A 15,105-nucleotide genomic window follows, 5' to 3' on the forward strand; every position below is an offset into this window, starting at 1 on the left:
CCTCAGAGGCCGACCAAGCCGGGAAGCGTCGTCAGGCTGGTAACCTCGATATCGGGCGATCCCGGAAGCCGCTCGCGGGCTTGTCCGAACCGGTTGCACCAAACCACCTTGAACCCGTAGGCGGACGCGGCGGCGGCGTCCCAGGCGTTTGACGACTGGAAGCTGACGGCTGCAGGACGTGAGAGGCCGAGCCGGTCCACCGCGAGCTGGTAGACGCTTGGGTGTGGCTTGAAGACGCCGACTTCCTCAACGGACAGCACGGCATCCAGGACCGAGTCGAGGCCGTTGTGGGCACACACCTTCTCCAGCATCATCGGCGATCCGTTGGACAGGATCGCGGTCTTCATCCCGCCTGCCTTCAGTTCCTTCAGCACACTAGGCACTTCCGGGTAGCTGTGGAGAGTCAGGTAGCTGTCCATCAACGCCCGCTGCAGGCCGGAGGGCGCCTTGCCGGCTCCGAACGCGGTGTCGAGGGCGAAAGCAAGGGCGTCTTCGGTCACCTGCCAGAAGTCGACATGGTGGCCCATCAGCGAGCGCAGCCATGTGTACTGGAGCTGGCGGGTTCGCCAGGCGTCGGACATGGCTTGTGCTGGTGCAGCGGCGAGTTCGAACCGGTCGCGGCACTGGGCTACGGCTGAATGGACATCGAACAGGGTTCCGTAGGCATCGAACACGCAGGCCTCGATGCCCGACAGTCGGTCCGTCATTGCTTCTTCTCCTTCGTCAACGCCGCCTGTTGACGGTCGAGCAGCACGCCACAGCTGTAGACGCACCATACAGCCTGCGGTCGCCAGTCCGCCGGCAACGCATCGACAGCCGGGTCTTGGGGCAGCTTGCCCCGGTACACATGCAGACCCTCCAGGACCCGCTGGACGTAGTTCCTTGTTTCGGAGAAGGGGATCTTCTCGATCCAGTCGATAACGTCGATGTCAGGGGAGGCAGGATGCCCGTGACGGGCAATCCATTGGTCGACCCGATGTGGTCCGGCGTTGTACGCGGCGATCGCAAGCACGTAATGCCCACCGAACCGCTGGATCACTTCGTTCAGATACGCGCGTCCCAGCACGATGTTGTAGTCGGGATCGGTGACCAGCGACCCTAGGTCGTAGCTGACGCCGACCGCCCGTGCCGTCTGCTTGGCGGTGCCGGGCATGAGCTGCATCAGACCACGGGCACCGGCGCGGCTGACGACGTCGACGTCGAAGCCGCTCTCCTGCCGGATGATCGCATGGACCAGCGCCGATTCCGGGGGGGAATCGGGAACCGGATTGAGCAGGGGATAACCAAGATCGATCAGCGTTGCGCCGCTGCGAGCCGCCCGACGAGCGGCGTACACGGAGGCTGAGATATATCCGCGCCGCGCTGCCATCTCGGTGATCATCAGCGACTCATCCTCGTCGCTCGCCCGGTACGCCAAGGTGCGCAGGAACCGTTCCGCCAGCTTGCGCCGGTCAACGCGGATCAAGGCCTCGGTCGCCTTGACGAGGCTGCGGGAACGGAAATTCTTCACCTTGAGCGGATCGACCGGCGGGGTCGGTATCAATGCGATCTCGGTCGCGCCCAACCGGGCCGCCGCCAACTGTCCGTAGAACGTCGTCGCGTGTTCGGCACCACGAGCGTACCACTGCCGGGCGTCGGCCTCGGCCAGTAGGGCGTCCGCCGCCCGGCCGGCCCAATATCCGGCGCGACTTCGGCTGATCGGCGTCGACACGTTCTCGTACAACGTCTGGAAATGCTTGAGCGCGTCGCTTGGCTGGTCCAGGAACCGTAGCGCCAGCCATCCGGCCAGCCATTCGGCTTCGGCAAACGCGACACCGCCGCGCTGGATATGCGACGCCGCCAGCAGATACGCGTCCTTCGGATTGCCCTGGTCCAGCGCCTCGCGAATGTGCCAGGAACGCTCCCGCCACCACAGCGCCTCGAATTCCTGGTTCCGCGGGGCGTCGAACAGCAGTTCGCGCGCACCCGTCGTCAGGCCTTTCTGCCGCCGCCAGCGAATGCGCTCGTACAACAGGCCGGGATCGTTGCGCAGGGACTCGGGGACCGCATTGACCGCTTCGTCCACCCCGGCTCGGGAGAAACGCAGGCGCAATCTGGCGGTCGCAAGCCTGCGCCAGCCCTCCGGCACGAGGGGCATCATCCGGTCCACGTCATCGGACTGGCCGCGCCACAGCATTTCGTCCATCCGCTCCTGGTGGTCGATCGGGCGCAGGTGATTGCCGAAGCGGATCAGAAAATCCTTCTGGGACTTCTCGCCCAGTTCCAGTTCACGCCACGCCTTGCGGATCTCGGCGACGAACGCGTCGGACGGGCCGACTTCACGTAGCGCTTCGAGGTAGGCGAGGCGGGCGGTCCCGGTTCGCGGCCGGTGGGCTTGAAACCAAACGACCTGCGTCGATGCCGGAAGGTTGGCCGGCATCAGGCGTTCGGCCAGCAGTTCGAGCTGGGTCTCGCCGGGCCAACCCGGGTGCTGCGTCAGGAATTCGGCGACGGTGGCGAAATCGGTCGGACGTTTCGTGTCCAGCAGGCTGAGCCAGTTGAGGACGGCCGACAGTTCAGGGTCCTTCGGTCGGCCGGGCACCGCCAGGGCCAATGACCAATCCTCCGACTCGGCGTAGGCAAGCGCCGTGCGCCAGGCCGAGTCGCCAGGGGGAAGCCGGCCCGGTGCGTGTGCCGGCCGGGGCGTTGGTCGGGGTGGGACGACGGTCTGATGGGCGGCCTTGGCCGGCGCCTTCGCCACCTGGCTGGGGACAGCGGCCGCCTTGAGCGGAGGTCGAGGCGCCGGGCGCTGCACCTTGGCTTCCGCTGAAGCCGACTGGTTGCCGAGCAACAGGACGCTGACCGATACAGCGAGCCCGTATCGGAAGAACGTGTGCAACAGGGAGGATGATGGTCGGCGCTGGGGCCAGGTCATTTTGAGTTCGCCGCTTCGTTCATTCGAATGCCGCAATGCACAAGACCATACTGCGTTCCGGGCATCAGTGGGAGGGGCACCGAGCCTTGCCCCTCAGGAATCGGCGGCGTAAGGTCCGGCTCCGCGACATGTGATGTCGTTGCTTCGGGAGAGAGCCGATGAGTTATGCGTTCGGAGAGCCTATGTTCAAGGGGTCCCTGGTTGCCCTGATCACGCCATTCAAGGACGGTGCGGTCGACGAGAAGGCATTCCGAAAACTTGTCGACTTTCAGATCTCGAACGGCACGCACGGCCTGATCCCGGTCGGCACGACCGGTGAAAGCCCGACGCTCGACCACGCCGAGCACAAGAAAGTGGTCGAGCTCTGCGTCGATCAGGCGAACGGCCGGGTCCCGGTGATAGCGGGTGCAGGTTCGAACTCGACGGCCGAGGCCGTGGACTTCACCCGGCACGCCAAGGAGGCCGGCGCGCAGGGCGTGCTTCATGTCACGCCCTACTACAACAAGCCGACCCAGGAAGGCCTGTACCAGCATTTCAAGGCGATACACGACAGCGCCGACATTCCGGTGATCATCTACAACATCCCGGGCCGGTCGGTGGTGGACATGACGGTCGAGACGATGGCGCGTCTGGCAGAGCTGCCACGCGTGACCGGAGTGAAGGACGCGACCGCAGATCTGGTGCGGCCGATCAAGACGCGAATGGCGATCGGCGCCGACTTCACCCAGTTGACCGGTGAGGACGCATCGGTCGTGCCGTTCCTGGCCCACGGCGGCCACGGCTGCATTTCGGTGACGGCCAACGTCGCGCCGAAGCCGTTGTCCGACTTGCATACGGCGTGGCAACGCCGCGACCTGGACACGGTGTTCAGCATCAACGAGCGGCTGCAGCCGTTGCATTCGGCGTTGTTTTGTGAGACGAGCCCCGGCCCGGTGAAGTACGCGGCCAAGTTGCTTGGCTTGTGTGACGGGTCGACCCGACTGCCGATCTGCGAGATCGCCGATTCGAGCAAGCGTCGGGTCGAAGACGCGATGCGGCATGCCGGATTGCTGAACTGACGGATGAAGTGAGGGCGTGATGGCGGGCAGCCAAGGCGCCCGCCGGGAAGTCGCACGGAACCGGCGGGCGCGTTTCGACTACATGATCGAGGATACCGTCGAGGCCGGCCTGATGCTGACCGGCTCCGAGGTGAAGTCGCTGCGCGAAGGACGCGCGTCGATCGGTGAATCCTATGCCGGCGAGGATCGGGGCGCGCTGGCGCTGATCAACGCCCACATTCCGGAATACAAGCCTGCCGCGCCGTTCAATCATGAGCCGCGACGGATTCGCCGTCTGCTGGTGCATCGCCGCGAGCTTGACCGGTTGCTCGGCATGATCCGGCGCGACGGGTACACGCTGGTCCCCATGTCGCTGTACTTCAACGATCGCGGCATCGCGAAGCTGGAGATCGGCCTCGCCCGAGGCAAGAAGATGGCCGACAAGCGCGAAGACACCAAGAAGCGGGATTGGGAGCGCCAGAAGGCCCGGATCATGCGGGAGAAGGCGTGAGCGGCGGATCGCTGCACCGCAAGCCCGACGCTCCGCTCAACGGTGATCTTCAGGCGCGCCGCCGCAAACGGGTGCGGTTACTGGTTGCCGGGCTCGCTTCATTGGCGCCTGTGTTTTGGCTGACCGCGTCGAACATCGCCGGCTTGGTATCGGCTCTGCTTGATCCATCAAGCACCTGCTGGAGCAGGGTGTCCGACGCACAGTGGATCTTTCCCTTCGAACTCTCGCTCGTCCTGCTCTGGTCGTCTCTGGAGATCTGGGGGCCGATCATCCTGCTGGCCGTCTTCATGTTCACGTTCTTCGAGTGGCTGCGGCTTCGTGACGTGGCCGTCATTGTTGCGGTGTATGGGGCCGGGTTCTATCTGCTGGCCTACCAGACCGGCTGGATCGCACGGATCTACATGCAGCAGTACCAGATCGGCTGTACCTAGCGGGGCAGGGTCCTGCGAATGTCCTGAAACACCGCGTTGAACATGTCCTCGGTGAGGACACCGGTGTTCGTGTTGTAGCGCGAACAGTGGTACGAGCTGATCAGGGTGCGCCCGTCGGGAAGTACCGCCTTGGCGCCATGGCCAAACTTGTAGGCCGACTTCTTGAGGCCGAGCGCCGCCAATGTGGCGCCGTGGGCCAGCGAGCCCAGCGTCAGGATCACCCGAAGCGCCGTCATCTCGGCGATCGTCGCGATCAGGAACGAGCGGCAGGCATTCACCTCCGCGCCGACCGGCTTGTTCTGAGGAGGCACGCACCGAACCGCGTTGGTGATGCGGCAGTCGGTCAACTCCAGGCCATCGTCGGAACGCCGGTCATAGTCACCTCGGGCGAAACCGTGCCGGATCAGGGTCGCGTACAGCAGGTCTCCGGCGTAGTCGCCGGTGAATGGCCGTCCGGTCCGGTTTGCCCCCTTCAGGCCGGGCGCCATGCCGACGATCAGCAGGCGTGCGTCCGCGGCTCCAAAGCTGGGAACCGGTGCGTTGAAGAAGTCCGAGAACGCGGCCTGATTGTCCCGTCTGAACTGCACCAGACGCGGGCAAAGCGGACAGTCAGCCGGCGGGTCGGACAGGGCCCCGCCGCGAGCAGCGGACACGGTCAGACCCGGGGCGTGCGGCGCGTAACAACCGCCGGCATTTCGTCCTCGTAGTCTTCCTCGTCCTCGTCGGGCGCTGTCTCGGAGGATTGCGGCGCCGGTCGGTCGCGCCGTGGCGGCCGGTCGGAGTGCACGCGCTCGATGTCGCCCGCAAGTTGGTCGAGATCGATGAACTGGTCGGCCTGCCGCCGAAGTTCGTCGGCGATCATCGGGGGCGAGGACCGGATGGTGGAAACCACCGTCGCCCGCACACCCTTGCGCTGGACCGCCTCGATCAGCGAGCGAAAGTCACCGTCGCCTGAAAACAGCACAACATGATCCAGGCGGTCGACCATCTCCATCATGTCGACCGCGAGTTCGATGTCCATGTTCCCCTTGATCCGACGACGACCCTGTGAGTCCGTGAACTCCTTGGCCGGCTTGGTGACCAGGCTGTAGCCATTGTAGTCGAGCCAATCCACCAGTGGCCGGATCGGGGAATATTCCTGATCTTCCAGCAGGGCGGTGTAGTAGAACGCCCGGATCAGATTGGCCTTGCTGCCGAACAGCACCAGCAAGCGCTTGTAGTCGATGTCGAAACCAAGGGCGCGGGCGGCGGAGTATAAATTGGCCCCGTCAATGAACAGCGCAACTTTCTCGTGTGGATAGAACAGCATAGTGAAACCTTTCAAATAATCATCGATGGACGATCAAATTTAAGACGTAATAGCGTGTCTCAAAGCTGAGGCAGAGGCAGCCGGCGACTGCCTGTATAGTATTCAACACATCGTACCTGTGTACAGGTGAAAGACCGGTTTTCAAAGCATCTGATGCGAGTTGCCCGATGATAGTGATCGCGGTTGGCGCAAATCTGCCGGCTGATGGATACGCCACCCCCCTTGCCACCTGCGAGGCGGCGGTCAAGCGGCTGGCCGAAGACAACCTGATAAGGGTTGTTGCTGAATCGCCGTGGTATGAGTCCGAGCCGGTCCCGCCATCCGATCAACCCTGGTACGTGAACGGTGTTGTGTTGGTGGAGAGCGCCCTCCGTCCGAAACAGTTGTTGGCGCGGCTGCATGAAATCGAAGCGGAGTTCGGACGGGTCCGACGGACTCAGAACGAAGCACGGCCACTGGATTTGGATCTGATCGACTATGGCGGTGCGGTCCGCGACGGCGAGGATGGCGGGCCGGTGCTGCCGCATCCGCGTGCCCGCCAGCGTGCCTTTGTCCTGTTGCCGCTTGCCGACGTCGCCCCGTACTGGCGCGACCCGGTCGGGGGAATCAGCGTGGCCGAGTTGATTGACAGCCTGGCAGCGCATGGTTCGACCATACGAAAGATCGGCCCACGCTAAGGAGCGAGGTTATCCCTTGTTTCGCAAGGTCGGCATCGTTATATTCCGCGGCTTGCCGACTTCCCCGGATTGTTTCGAGAGGCTACCATGGCGCGGGTTACCGTCGAGGACTGTATTGTCCAGATCCCGAACCGCTTCGACTTGGTGATGGCTGCGGCCCAGCGGGCACGCGACATTTCGGCCGGGTCGGCGATCACTGTCGACCGCGACAATGACAAGGACCCGGTGGTCTCCCTGCGTGAGATCGCCGACCAGACCGTCAACGCCGCGGTTTTGCAGGAAAGCCTGATCAAGGGCCTCCAGAAGCACGTCGAAGTTGACGAGCCGGAGGATGACGATCTCGAGCGCCTGATCGGCAGCGAAGGCCTGGGCGGCGGTGCGGCCGGCCTGGACGGGCGGCTCGCCGACGGCGAGACTTTGGGTGAGGATGCAGCGTCGGGCCTCGGTATGGACGTTGAGCAGGACGGCGAGAAAAGCGGTGGCTTTGAAGACGTGGACGACTCAATGCTCAGCGACGAGGACTGACTCGCCCGTCTCAAAAACGCATGCCCGCCTTCCCACTTCAATGAAGTGGTTCGGAGGTAGGGCATGATCCGGCAGTACGAACTGGTCGAAACGGTTCGCGCCTACGATCCGACAGCGGATGAGGCGGCGCTGGACCGCGCGTATGTCTATGCGATGAAGATGCATGGCACCCAGACGCGTGCGTCCGGTGATCCATATTTCTCCCATCCGCTTGAGGTCGCCGGGATTCTGACCCGGATGAAGCTCGACCACGCGACCATCATCACGGCGTTGCTGCACGACGTCATCGAGGACACCGACGCATCCCTCGAGGATATCCGCCGGCTGTTCGGCGACGACATCGCCCGTCTGGTCGACGGCGTGACCAAGCTGACGCGGATCGAACTGCAGTCGGATCGCACCAAGCAGGCCGAGAATCTTCGCAAGCTGGTCCTGGCAATGAGCCAGGACATCCGGGTGCTGCTGGTCAAGCTCGCCGATCGGCTGCACAACATGCGCACCCTGCATTTCATCGATAACCCGGACAAGCGCCGGCGGATCGCCGCCGAGACGATGGACATATACGCGCCGCTGGCGGCTCGGATCGGCATCAACGACATCAAGGACGAGCTTGAGGATTTGGCGTTCGCGGAGATCAATCCGGACGCCCGTACTTCGATCAAGGCCCGGCTCGACTTCATGCGTGCCGAGGGTGGCGGGCTGGTCGAGCGGATCATCGAGGAACTGCGTGCCACGCTTGCCGAGGGCGGGGTCGAGGCGCTGGTCGCCGGCCGGACCAAGACGCCGTACTCGGTCTGGCAGAAGATGCAGCGCAAGAATGTCGGCGTCGAGCAGTTGTCGGACATCATGGCGTTTCGGCTGGCGGTCGCGGATGTCGCGGCCTGCTACCATGCACTTGGCCTGATCCACGCCCGCTATCCCGTGGTGCCGGGCCGTTTCAAGGACTACATCTCGACGCCCAAGCCGAACGGCTATCGGTCCCTGCATACGGGTGTATTCGGGCCGCAGCGCCAGCGCATCGAGATCCAGATCCGAACGGCTGACATGCACCGGGTCGCCGAACTGGGTGTTGCGGCGCACTGGTCCTACAAGCAGGGAGCAGGCGCCAGCGAAGGTCGGCAGTATCGATGGATTCGCGAACTGCTGGACATCCTGGAGCAGGCGGCCGGACCTGAGGAGTTCCTCGAGCACACCAAACTCGAGATGTATCTGGATCAGGTGTTCTGCTTTACGCCAAAGGGCGATCTGATCGCGCTGCCCCAAGGGTCGGTCCCGATCGACTTCGCCTATGCCGTGCACTCCGAGATCGGGGATACCTGTGTCGGCGCGAAGATCAACGGCCGCCTGGTCCCGTTGCAAACCCAGTTGAAGAACGGCGACCAGGTGGAGGTGGCAACCTCCAAGAACTCGACCCCGTCGCCGACCTGGGAGCAGTTTGTCGTCACCGGCAAGGCCAAGGCGCGGATCCGCCGGTTCGTGCGCCTGAAGCGTCGCCAGCAGTTCTCGGACCTCGGCAAGGCGATGCTGCAGAAGGCGTTCCGGCAGGAAGGCCACCCGTTCAGCGAGAAGACCGTGGCCCCACTGTCGGAGAAGTTTCGCGCGGAGAGCGTCGAGGATCTCTACGCCGGCGTGGGCGAAGGGCTGACCAGCGCAATGGAGGTTGTGCACGCCGCCTACCCACCGGCGCGGCCGGTCGAGAAGCCGGCCAACGTGGTGCCGATCTCCCGTGCGCGGGCGAAACCCCGAAAGGCGAGCCGCGACGCGATCCCGATCACCGGACTGATCGACGGCATGGCGGTGCACTTCGCCCGTTGCTGCCATCCGCTGCCGGGTGAGCGGATCGTCGGGATCGTGACGACCGGGAAGGGGGTCACGATCCATACGATCGACTGCGAGACCCTTGAGAACTATCACCACGAGCCGGAGCGGTGGCTTGATATCGGCTGGGACGCGGAGCGGTCGTCCGCCCATGTCGGGCGTCTGGACGTGGTGATCGCCAACGAGCCCGGCAGTCTCGGCTCGTTGTCCACGGTGATCGGCAAGAACAGCGGCAACATCATCAACCTCAAGATCGTCACCCGGTCGGTCGACTTTTTTGAGATCCTGATCGACGTCGAGGTCGGTGACGTTCGCCATCTGACGACTATCATTGCCGCGCTGCGTGCGACACCGGTCATCAATTCGGTGGAGCGCGCGCGCGGATGAAGAGGGTGTCAGGTGCGCTTATCTGGCGCAGGTTCTTGCCCCGGCTCCGGAAATTCGTCATACCGGGCTCAACCGAGCTACCGGTTCCAGTTCTCCGATGCGAGTGAGACACCAGCACATGGCGGCCAGAAAGTCGGGCGGCTTCGGCGAGATGATCCGCACGATCCTGATCGCCGTCGGCATTGCTCTGTTCATCAGAACCTTTGCCTACGAACCGTTCAACATTCCATCCGGGTCGATGATCCCGACGTTGCTGGTGGGCGACTACCTGTTCGTGTCGAAGATGTCCTACGGCTACAGCCGTCACTCGCTGCCGTTGTCGCTGCCGTTGATCCCGGGGCGCATCCTGTTCTCCGAACCGGAGCGCGGCGATGTCGTGGTGTTCAAGCTGCCGACCGACAACAAGACCGACTACATCAAGCGGGTCGTCGGGTTGCCGGGCGATACCATCCAGGTCAGGGACGGCATTCTCCACATCAACGGCGAGGCGGTTGCGCGTCGGCAGGTTGAAAACTTCCGCGACGAGGACCGCTTCGGGCGACCGGCCGACGTCAAGCAGTACATCGAGACCCTGCCGAACGGTCGCGAGCACCCGATCCTGGAGATCGGCGACGATCTGCCGAACGACAACACCGGCGTGTACCGGGTTCCGGAAGGCCACTATTTCGCCATGGGCGACAACCGCGACAACTCGGTCGACAGCAGGTTCGCCAAGGTCGGGTTCATTCCACGAGACAACCTCGTGGGCCGTGCCGAGGTGATCTTCTACTCCACCAGCGCCACGTCGGACGTCTGGGAGGTCTGGAAGTGGCTGCCGGCGACCCGTTTCGGGCGGCTGTTGGACGGGATCGTATGAGCGAGCCCGACAGGGATCTGAGCCATCTGGCCGAGACGCTCGGCCACACCTTCAACCACCCCGACATCCTGCGTCGTGCGGTCACTCACGCCAGTGCCGAGCCAAGGGCCTGGAACGCCTATGAGCGGTTGGAGTTTCTGGGCGACCGTGTGCTGGCCCTGGCGGTTGCGGAGCAGTTGCTCGATCGGTTTCCGCACGAACGCGAGGGGGCGATCGCCAAGCGCCACGTCAGTCTGGTGCGCCGCGAGACGCTCGCCGATGTGGCCCACACCATCGATCTCGGCCGCTATCTGATCGTGTCGCGTGGCGAGGACGATGCCGGAGCGCGCGCCAGCGATACCATCCTGTCGGACGCCATGGAGGCGGTCATCGCCGCGCTTTATCTGGACGGCGGGCTGGCGGCGGCGCAGAAGTTCATTCTCAAGCACTGGAATCCGCTGCTGGAGATGGACCACCGACCACCCCAGGATCCCAAGACCGGGCTCCAGGAGTGGGCACAGGGCCGGCGTCTTCCTCTGCCGGTCTACACGACGGTGGAGCAGACCGGGCCGGCGCACGCCCCGGAGTTCACGGTCGAGGTCGTGGTCGAAGGTCTGGCACCGCAGCGCGCCAGTGGAAAATCGAAGCGGTTGGCCGAGCAGTTGGCTGCGGCCGCCATGTTGGAGGCTATTCCGAAATGACCGCGTCACCCACCGACAGCCCGGAGGGGCCGACCCGCTGCGGCTTCGTGGCGCTCGTCGGGGCTCCGAACGCCGGCAAGTCGACCCTGACGAACAGTCTCGTCGGGGCCAAGGTGTCGATCGTGACCCATAAGGCCCAGACCACCCGGTCCCGGATCCGCGGGATCGTGATGGCGGGTGCGACCCAACTGATCCTGGTCGACACGCCGGGCATCTTCAAACCGCGCCGCCGGTTGGACCGGGCGATGGTGCACGCCGCGTGGGCGGGTGCCGGCGATGCAGACATCATCGTTCTGGTGGCCGACGCGGCCCGGGGCCGGATCGAGGAGGATACCCAGCGAATCATCGACGGACTGAAGGCCAACGGCCAGCGCGCGGTTCTGGCGCTCAACAAGGTCGACGGGATGAAGCGCGAACGGCTGTTGCCGATCGTCCAGGCCTATTCCGAGGCTTTCGATTTCGAGTCGGTGTTCTTGATCTCCGCACTGACCGGGGATGGTTGTGACGACCTGACCCGATACCTGGCGGAGCGTATGCCGCCGGGACCGTGGCACTACCCCGAGGACGAACTGTCGGATGTTCCGATGCGCCTGCTGGCGGCCGAAGTCACCCGAGAGCAGGTGTTCCTGAAGCTGCATGACGAACTGCCGTACGAGACGACCGTTGAGACCGAGATCTGGACCGAACGCGACGACGGGTCGGTGAAGATCGATCAGACGATCTACGTCGAGCGCGAGAGCCAGCGCATGATCGTGCTCGGCAAAGGTGGCCAGAAGATTCGCGAGGTCGGCCAACTCGCCCGCGCACAGCTTGAAGAGATGATGGAGCGCCGGGTTCACCTGTTCCTGTTCGTGAAAGTGCGCGAGGACTGGCAGGAAGATCGCGAACGTCTCACCACCTGGGGGTTGGAGTGGGACGTTTGACAACGGCGGCCGGCGCATCCGTGAGAACAGATGGCTGACCCATGGTCGACTGGACCGACGAAGGGATTGTCCTGGCGGCCAAGGCGCACGGCGAGGGCTCGGCGGTTGTCGTTCTGCTCACCCGGGATCACGGCCGGCACGCCGGATTGGTGCGCGGAGCGTTTTCCGGCCGCGCTCGCGGGGTCTACCAGCCGGGCAACCGGGTGACTGCTGAGTGGCGGGCACGGCTCGCCGATCATCTTGGCAACTACACGTGTGAACTGGGGCACGGTCACGCCGCGGCGGTGCTTGACGATCCACTGAAGCTGGCAGGGTTAAGTGCTGCCTGCGCGGTAGCCGAGGCGTCGTTGCCGGAGCGGGAGCCGCATCCGCGGGTCCATGACGGGCTGGTGGCCCTGCTCGACGCAATGGCCCAGCCGGATCTGGGTGACGCCTGGATCGCGGTGTATGTGCGTTGGGAGATCGGAGTGCTGGCGGATCTCGGCTACGGCCTGGACCTGGAGAGCTGTGCTGCGACCGGCGCGAACGACGATCTGGCCTACGTCAGTCCTCGCACCGGGCGTGCCGTGTCGCTGGCTGCCGGCGAGCCATTCCGTGACCGACTGTTGTCTCTGCCCCGATTCCTGATCGGGCGCGGCGGCGGCGATCCGGACGACCTGTTTCGCGGATTGGCGTTGTCGGGATTCTTCATGGAACGCCATGTGTTTGCGACCCACGGCCGGCAGCCACCGCCGGCCCGCACGCGTTTCGTTGAACGGTTCGCGCGGGACGCTACAGTATCTGGTGGAGGTTTGAGTACATGACTACGACATCTGTGGAAGATCCGCCGCCGATCCACGACACGTGGCTGGCCGACGCGCTGAGCCAGCGCTATCTCGCCTATGCGCTGTCGACCATCATGTCGCGGTCGCTGCCGGATGTTCGTGACGGCCTGAAGCCGGTGCATCGGCGGTTGCTGTTCGCCATGCGCCAGCTTCGCCTCGATCCCGGCTCCGGTTTCAAGAAGTCGGCGCGCGTGGTCGGCGACGTGATGGGCAAGTTCCATCCGCACGGCGACTCGTCGATCTACGACGCCCTGGTTCGATTGGCGCAGGATTTTGCGGTTCGTTACCCGTTGGTCGACGGGCAGGGCAATTTCGGCAACGTCGACGGCGATAACGCCGCGGCCATGCGCTACACCGAGGCGCGGCTCACCGAGATCGCGGCCTTGCTGCTCGACGGCATCGACGAGGACACCGTCGATTTCCGCCAGACCTACGACGGCGAAGGCGAGGAGCCGGTTGTCCTGCCGGCCGCTTTCCCGAATCTGCTGGCCAACGGTGCCCAAGGCATTGCAGTGGGCATGGCGACGTCGATTCCGCCGCACAACGTCGATGAGCTGTGCGCCGCGCTGCAGCACCTGATCAAGCATCCCGAGGCGCGCGACGAGACATTGGTCGACCTCGTCCCGGGCCCGGACCTGCCGACCGGCGGGGTGTTGGTCGAGTCGCGCGAGTCGGTTCTGGAAGCCTATCGCACCGGCAGGGGCAGTTTCCGGGTTCGGGCGAAGTGGGAGGTCGAGCCGCTCAAGAACGGCACCTGGCAGATCGTCGTCACCGAGATTCCGTATCAGGTCCAGAAGTCGCGTCTGGTCGAACGGATGGCCGAGCTGTTGCAGAACCGCAAGCTGACGCTGCTCGACGACATTCGCGACGAGTCGGCGATGGACATCCGGCTGGTTCTTGAGCCGAAGAGCCGCAACGTCGACCCCGACGTCCTGATGGAGAGCCTGTTCCGGCAGACTGACCTGGAAAGCCGGATCTCGCTCAACCTGAACGTTCTCGACAAGGACAACGTCCCGCGGGTGATGAATCTGCGCGAGGCGTTGCAGGCATTCCTCGACCATCGCCAGGACGTGCTCGTCCGTCGCACCAGGCACCGCCTGGAGAAGATCGCCCATCGGCTCGAAGTCTTGGGCGGTTACCTGATCGCCTACCTGAATCTTGACGAGATCATCCGCATCATCCGCGAGGAGGACGAGCCGAAGGCCGTGATGATGCGGACCTTCGAGCTGTCGGACGTGCAGGCCGAAGCGATCCTCAACATGCGGCTGCGGGCGCTTCGCCGCCTGGAGGAAATCGAGATCCGCAAGGAATTCGAGAACCTGTCGGCCGAGCGCGACGATCTGAACGCGTTGCTCGGTGACGAGGAGCGGCAGTGGCGGGTCGTGAGTGATCAACTCGGCGAGATTCGCCGGGGCTTCGGCAAGGCAACGGAGATCGGCCGGCGCCGCACGGTGATCGGATCGACTCCGAACCCCGTCATCGTGCCGACCGAGGCCCTGGTCGAGCGCGAGCCGATCACGGTGATCTGTTCGGAGAAGGGCTGGATACGGGCGCTAAAAGGGCACATCGGGCTCGACCAGGAGGTCAAGTACAAGGAAGGCGACGGCGAGCGGTTCCGACTGCACGCCGAAACCACCGACAAGATCCTGGTGTTTGCGACCGACGGGCGGTTCTACACCATCGGCGGCGACAAGCTGCCGTCAGGCCGAGGACACGGCGAACCGCTCCGCCTGATGATCGACCTGGCCAATGACGAGGACGTGGTGGCGATCCGGCCCTACCGGACCGGTGACCGCTTGCTGGTAGCTTCCAGCGAAGGCCGTGGCTTCGTGGTGCCGGTGGACGATGTGGTTGCCCAAACCCGTGCCGGAAAGCAGGTGCTGGTGGTCGACAGCGGCGCCAGGGCGAACATTTGCGTCACGGTGGCCGGCGATACGGTTGCGGTTGTCGGAACCAACCGAAAGCTGCTGGTGTTCGATGCCGCGGACATTCCGGAAATGGTGCGCGGCAAGGGCGTCATCCTGCAGAAGTACAAGCCGGGCGGCCATCTTGCGGATGCTGTGGTGTTCAACGCGGCAGACGGGTTGTCGTGGGTACTGCAGGGAGGTCGTCGCCGCACCGAGTCCGATCTTGGCATCTGGCGGGGTAAGCGGGCTGGCGCGGGGAAGAACCCGCCTACCGGGTTCCCGAGGCCACCTCGGTTTACGTAAGTC

At 64.3% G+C, this 15,105-nt stretch carries 15 protein-coding genes; 11 read left to right on the plus strand and 4 right to left on the minus strand.

Translation table 11 applies throughout. The features are described from left to right. Window positions 1–2 precede the first annotated feature (2 nt). Together RIC54_RS26205 and RIC54_RS26210 are read right to left on the minus strand one after the other, a co-directional pair. Window positions 3–707, minus strand: a complete 705-nt coding sequence (locus RIC54_RS26205) for a haloacid dehalogenase type II (RefSeq protein WP_350094238.1) — start codon at window positions 705–707, stop codon at window positions 3–5. Beyond that, window positions 704–2,914 (minus strand): lytic transglycosylase domain-containing protein, encoded by a 2,211-nt coding sequence (locus RIC54_RS26210; protein WP_350094241.1) that lies wholly within the window; start codon window positions 2,912–2,914, stop codon window positions 704–706. Before RIC54_RS26210 ends, RIC54_RS26205 begins: the two co-directional genes overlap by 4 nt. 182 nt (window positions 2,915–3,096) lie before the next feature. Between RIC54_RS26210 and dapA the strand changes: the two genes are divergently transcribed. Genes dapA through RIC54_RS26225 form a run of 3 tightly spaced genes read left to right on the plus strand, consistent with a single transcriptional unit; the run spans window position 3,097 to window position 4,893 of the window. Continuing rightward, window positions 3,097–3,972, plus strand: coding sequence for a 4-hydroxy-tetrahydrodipicolinate synthase (dapA, locus tag RIC54_RS26215; RefSeq protein WP_350095043.1), 876 nt, complete (start codon window positions 3,097–3,099; stop codon window positions 3,970–3,972). A 19-nt stretch (window positions 3,973–3,991) separates the two neighbouring features. Beyond that, the gene (gene smpB, locus RIC54_RS26220) at window positions 3,992–4,462 is read left to right on the plus strand and encodes an SsrA-binding protein SmpB (RefSeq protein ID WP_350094244.1); all 471 of its coding nucleotides are present in this window, start codon (window positions 3,992–3,994) and stop codon (window positions 4,460–4,462) included. Further along, the gene (locus RIC54_RS26225) at window positions 4,459–4,893 is read left to right on the plus strand and encodes a hypothetical protein (protein WP_350094247.1); all 435 of its coding nucleotides are present in this window, start codon (window positions 4,459–4,461) and stop codon (window positions 4,891–4,893) included. The genes smpB and RIC54_RS26225 overlap by 4 nt, the downstream gene beginning before the upstream one ends. On the opposite strand, the gene RIC54_RS26230 is transcribed toward RIC54_RS26225, so the two are convergent. Then, on the minus strand, window positions 4,890–5,546 hold the full coding sequence (locus RIC54_RS26230; protein WP_350094250.1) for a uracil-DNA glycosylase: 657 nt from the start codon (window positions 5,544–5,546) through the stop codon (window positions 4,890–4,892). The two genes, RIC54_RS26225 and RIC54_RS26230, sit on opposite strands and share 4 nt — an antisense overlap. A 2-nt stretch (window positions 5,547–5,548) precedes the next feature. After that, a complete protein-coding gene (locus tag RIC54_RS26235) occupies window positions 5,549–6,202 on the minus strand; it encodes a LabA-like NYN domain-containing protein (protein WP_350095046.1) in 654 nt (217 codons plus the stop codon). Between the two features lie 167 nt (window positions 6,203–6,369). On the opposite strand from RIC54_RS26235, the gene folK reads away from it, so the two are divergent. The 8 genes from folK (at window position 6,370) to parC (ending at window position 15,102) form a co-directional block, all read left to right on the plus strand. Then, entirely contained in the window at window positions 6,370–6,879 is a 510-nt protein-coding gene (folK, locus tag RIC54_RS26240) for a 2-amino-4-hydroxy-6-hydroxymethyldihydropteridine diphosphokinase (RefSeq protein WP_350094253.1), read from the plus strand. Between the two features lie 87 nt (window positions 6,880–6,966). Next, on the plus strand, window positions 6,967–7,404 hold the full coding sequence (gene rpoZ, locus RIC54_RS26245; RefSeq protein WP_350094256.1) for a DNA-directed RNA polymerase subunit omega: 438 nt from the start codon (window positions 6,967–6,969) through the stop codon (window positions 7,402–7,404). A 63-nt stretch (window positions 7,405–7,467) separates the two neighbouring features. Further along, window positions 7,468–9,609, plus strand: a complete 2,142-nt coding sequence (locus RIC54_RS26250) for a RelA/SpoT family protein (RefSeq protein ID WP_350094259.1) — start codon at window positions 7,468–7,470, stop codon at window positions 9,607–9,609. Window positions 9,610–9,727: 118 nt separating this feature from the next. Then, window positions 9,728–10,465 carry a signal peptidase I gene (gene lepB, locus RIC54_RS26255; protein ID WP_350094262.1) on the plus strand — a complete coding sequence of 246 codons (738 nt, stop codon included), beginning with the start codon at window positions 9,728–9,730 and terminating at the stop codon, window positions 10,463–10,465. Continuing rightward, window positions 10,462–11,145, plus strand: coding sequence for a ribonuclease III (gene rnc / locus RIC54_RS26260; RefSeq protein WP_350094265.1), 684 nt, complete (start codon window positions 10,462–10,464; stop codon window positions 11,143–11,145). The genes lepB and rnc overlap by 4 nt, the downstream gene beginning before the upstream one ends. Beyond that, entirely contained in the window at window positions 11,142–12,068 is a 927-nt protein-coding gene (gene era, locus RIC54_RS26265) for a GTPase Era (RefSeq protein WP_350094268.1), read from the plus strand. The genes rnc and era overlap by 4 nt, the downstream gene beginning before the upstream one ends. A 41-nt stretch (window positions 12,069–12,109) precedes the next feature. Continuing rightward, entirely contained in the window at window positions 12,110–12,871 is a 762-nt protein-coding gene (gene recO / locus RIC54_RS26270; RefSeq protein WP_350094271.1) for a DNA repair protein RecO, read from the plus strand. After that, window positions 12,868–15,102: a DNA topoisomerase IV subunit A gene (gene parC / locus RIC54_RS26275; protein ID WP_350094274.1), complete on the plus strand. Its 2,235-nt coding sequence runs from the start codon at window positions 12,868–12,870 to the stop codon at window positions 15,100–15,102. Before recO ends, parC begins: the two co-directional genes overlap by 4 nt. The last annotated feature ends 3 nt before the right edge of the window (window positions 15,103–15,105 follow it).

This window comes from Thalassobaculum sp. (genome assembly GCF_040219215.1).
Taxonomy (GTDB): domain Bacteria; phylum Pseudomonadota; class Alphaproteobacteria; order Thalassobaculales; family Thalassobaculaceae; genus Thalassobaculum_A.

Coding starts and splice junctions, on each gene's coding strand:
- RIC54_RS26205 (WP_350094238.1), bottom strand. CDS start 707: ATGACGGACCGACTGTCGGGCATCGAGGCCTGCGTGTTCGATGCCTAC.
- RIC54_RS26210 (WP_350094241.1), bottom strand. CDS start 2,914: ATGACCTGGCCCCAGCGCCGACCATCATCCTCCCTGTTGCACACGTTC.
- dapA (WP_350095043.1), top strand. CDS start 3,097: ATGTTCAAGGGGTCCCTGGTTGCCCTGATCACGCCATTCAAGGACGGT.
- smpB (WP_350094244.1), top strand. CDS start 3,992: ATGGCGGGCAGCCAAGGCGCCCGCCGGGAAGTCGCACGGAACCGGCGG.
- RIC54_RS26235 (WP_350095046.1), bottom strand. CDS start 6,202: ATGCTGTTCTATCCACACGAGAAAGTTGCGCTGTTCATTGACGGGGCC.
- folK (WP_350094253.1), top strand. CDS start 6,370: ATGATAGTGATCGCGGTTGGCGCAAATCTGCCGGCTGATGGATACGCC.
- rpoZ (WP_350094256.1), top strand. CDS start 6,967: ATGGCGCGGGTTACCGTCGAGGACTGTATTGTCCAGATCCCGAACCGC.
- RIC54_RS26250 (WP_350094259.1), top strand. CDS start 7,468: ATGATCCGGCAGTACGAACTGGTCGAAACGGTTCGCGCCTACGATCCG.
- lepB (WP_350094262.1), top strand. CDS start 9,728: ATGGCGGCCAGAAAGTCGGGCGGCTTCGGCGAGATGATCCGCACGATC.
- rnc (WP_350094265.1), top strand. CDS start 10,462: ATGAGCGAGCCCGACAGGGATCTGAGCCATCTGGCCGAGACGCTCGGC.
- era (WP_350094268.1), top strand. CDS start 11,142: ATGACCGCGTCACCCACCGACAGCCCGGAGGGGCCGACCCGCTGCGGC.
- recO (WP_350094271.1), top strand. CDS start 12,110: ATGGTCGACTGGACCGACGAAGGGATTGTCCTGGCGGCCAAGGCGCAC.
- parC (WP_350094274.1), top strand. CDS start 12,868: ATGACTACGACATCTGTGGAAGATCCGCCGCCGATCCACGACACGTGG.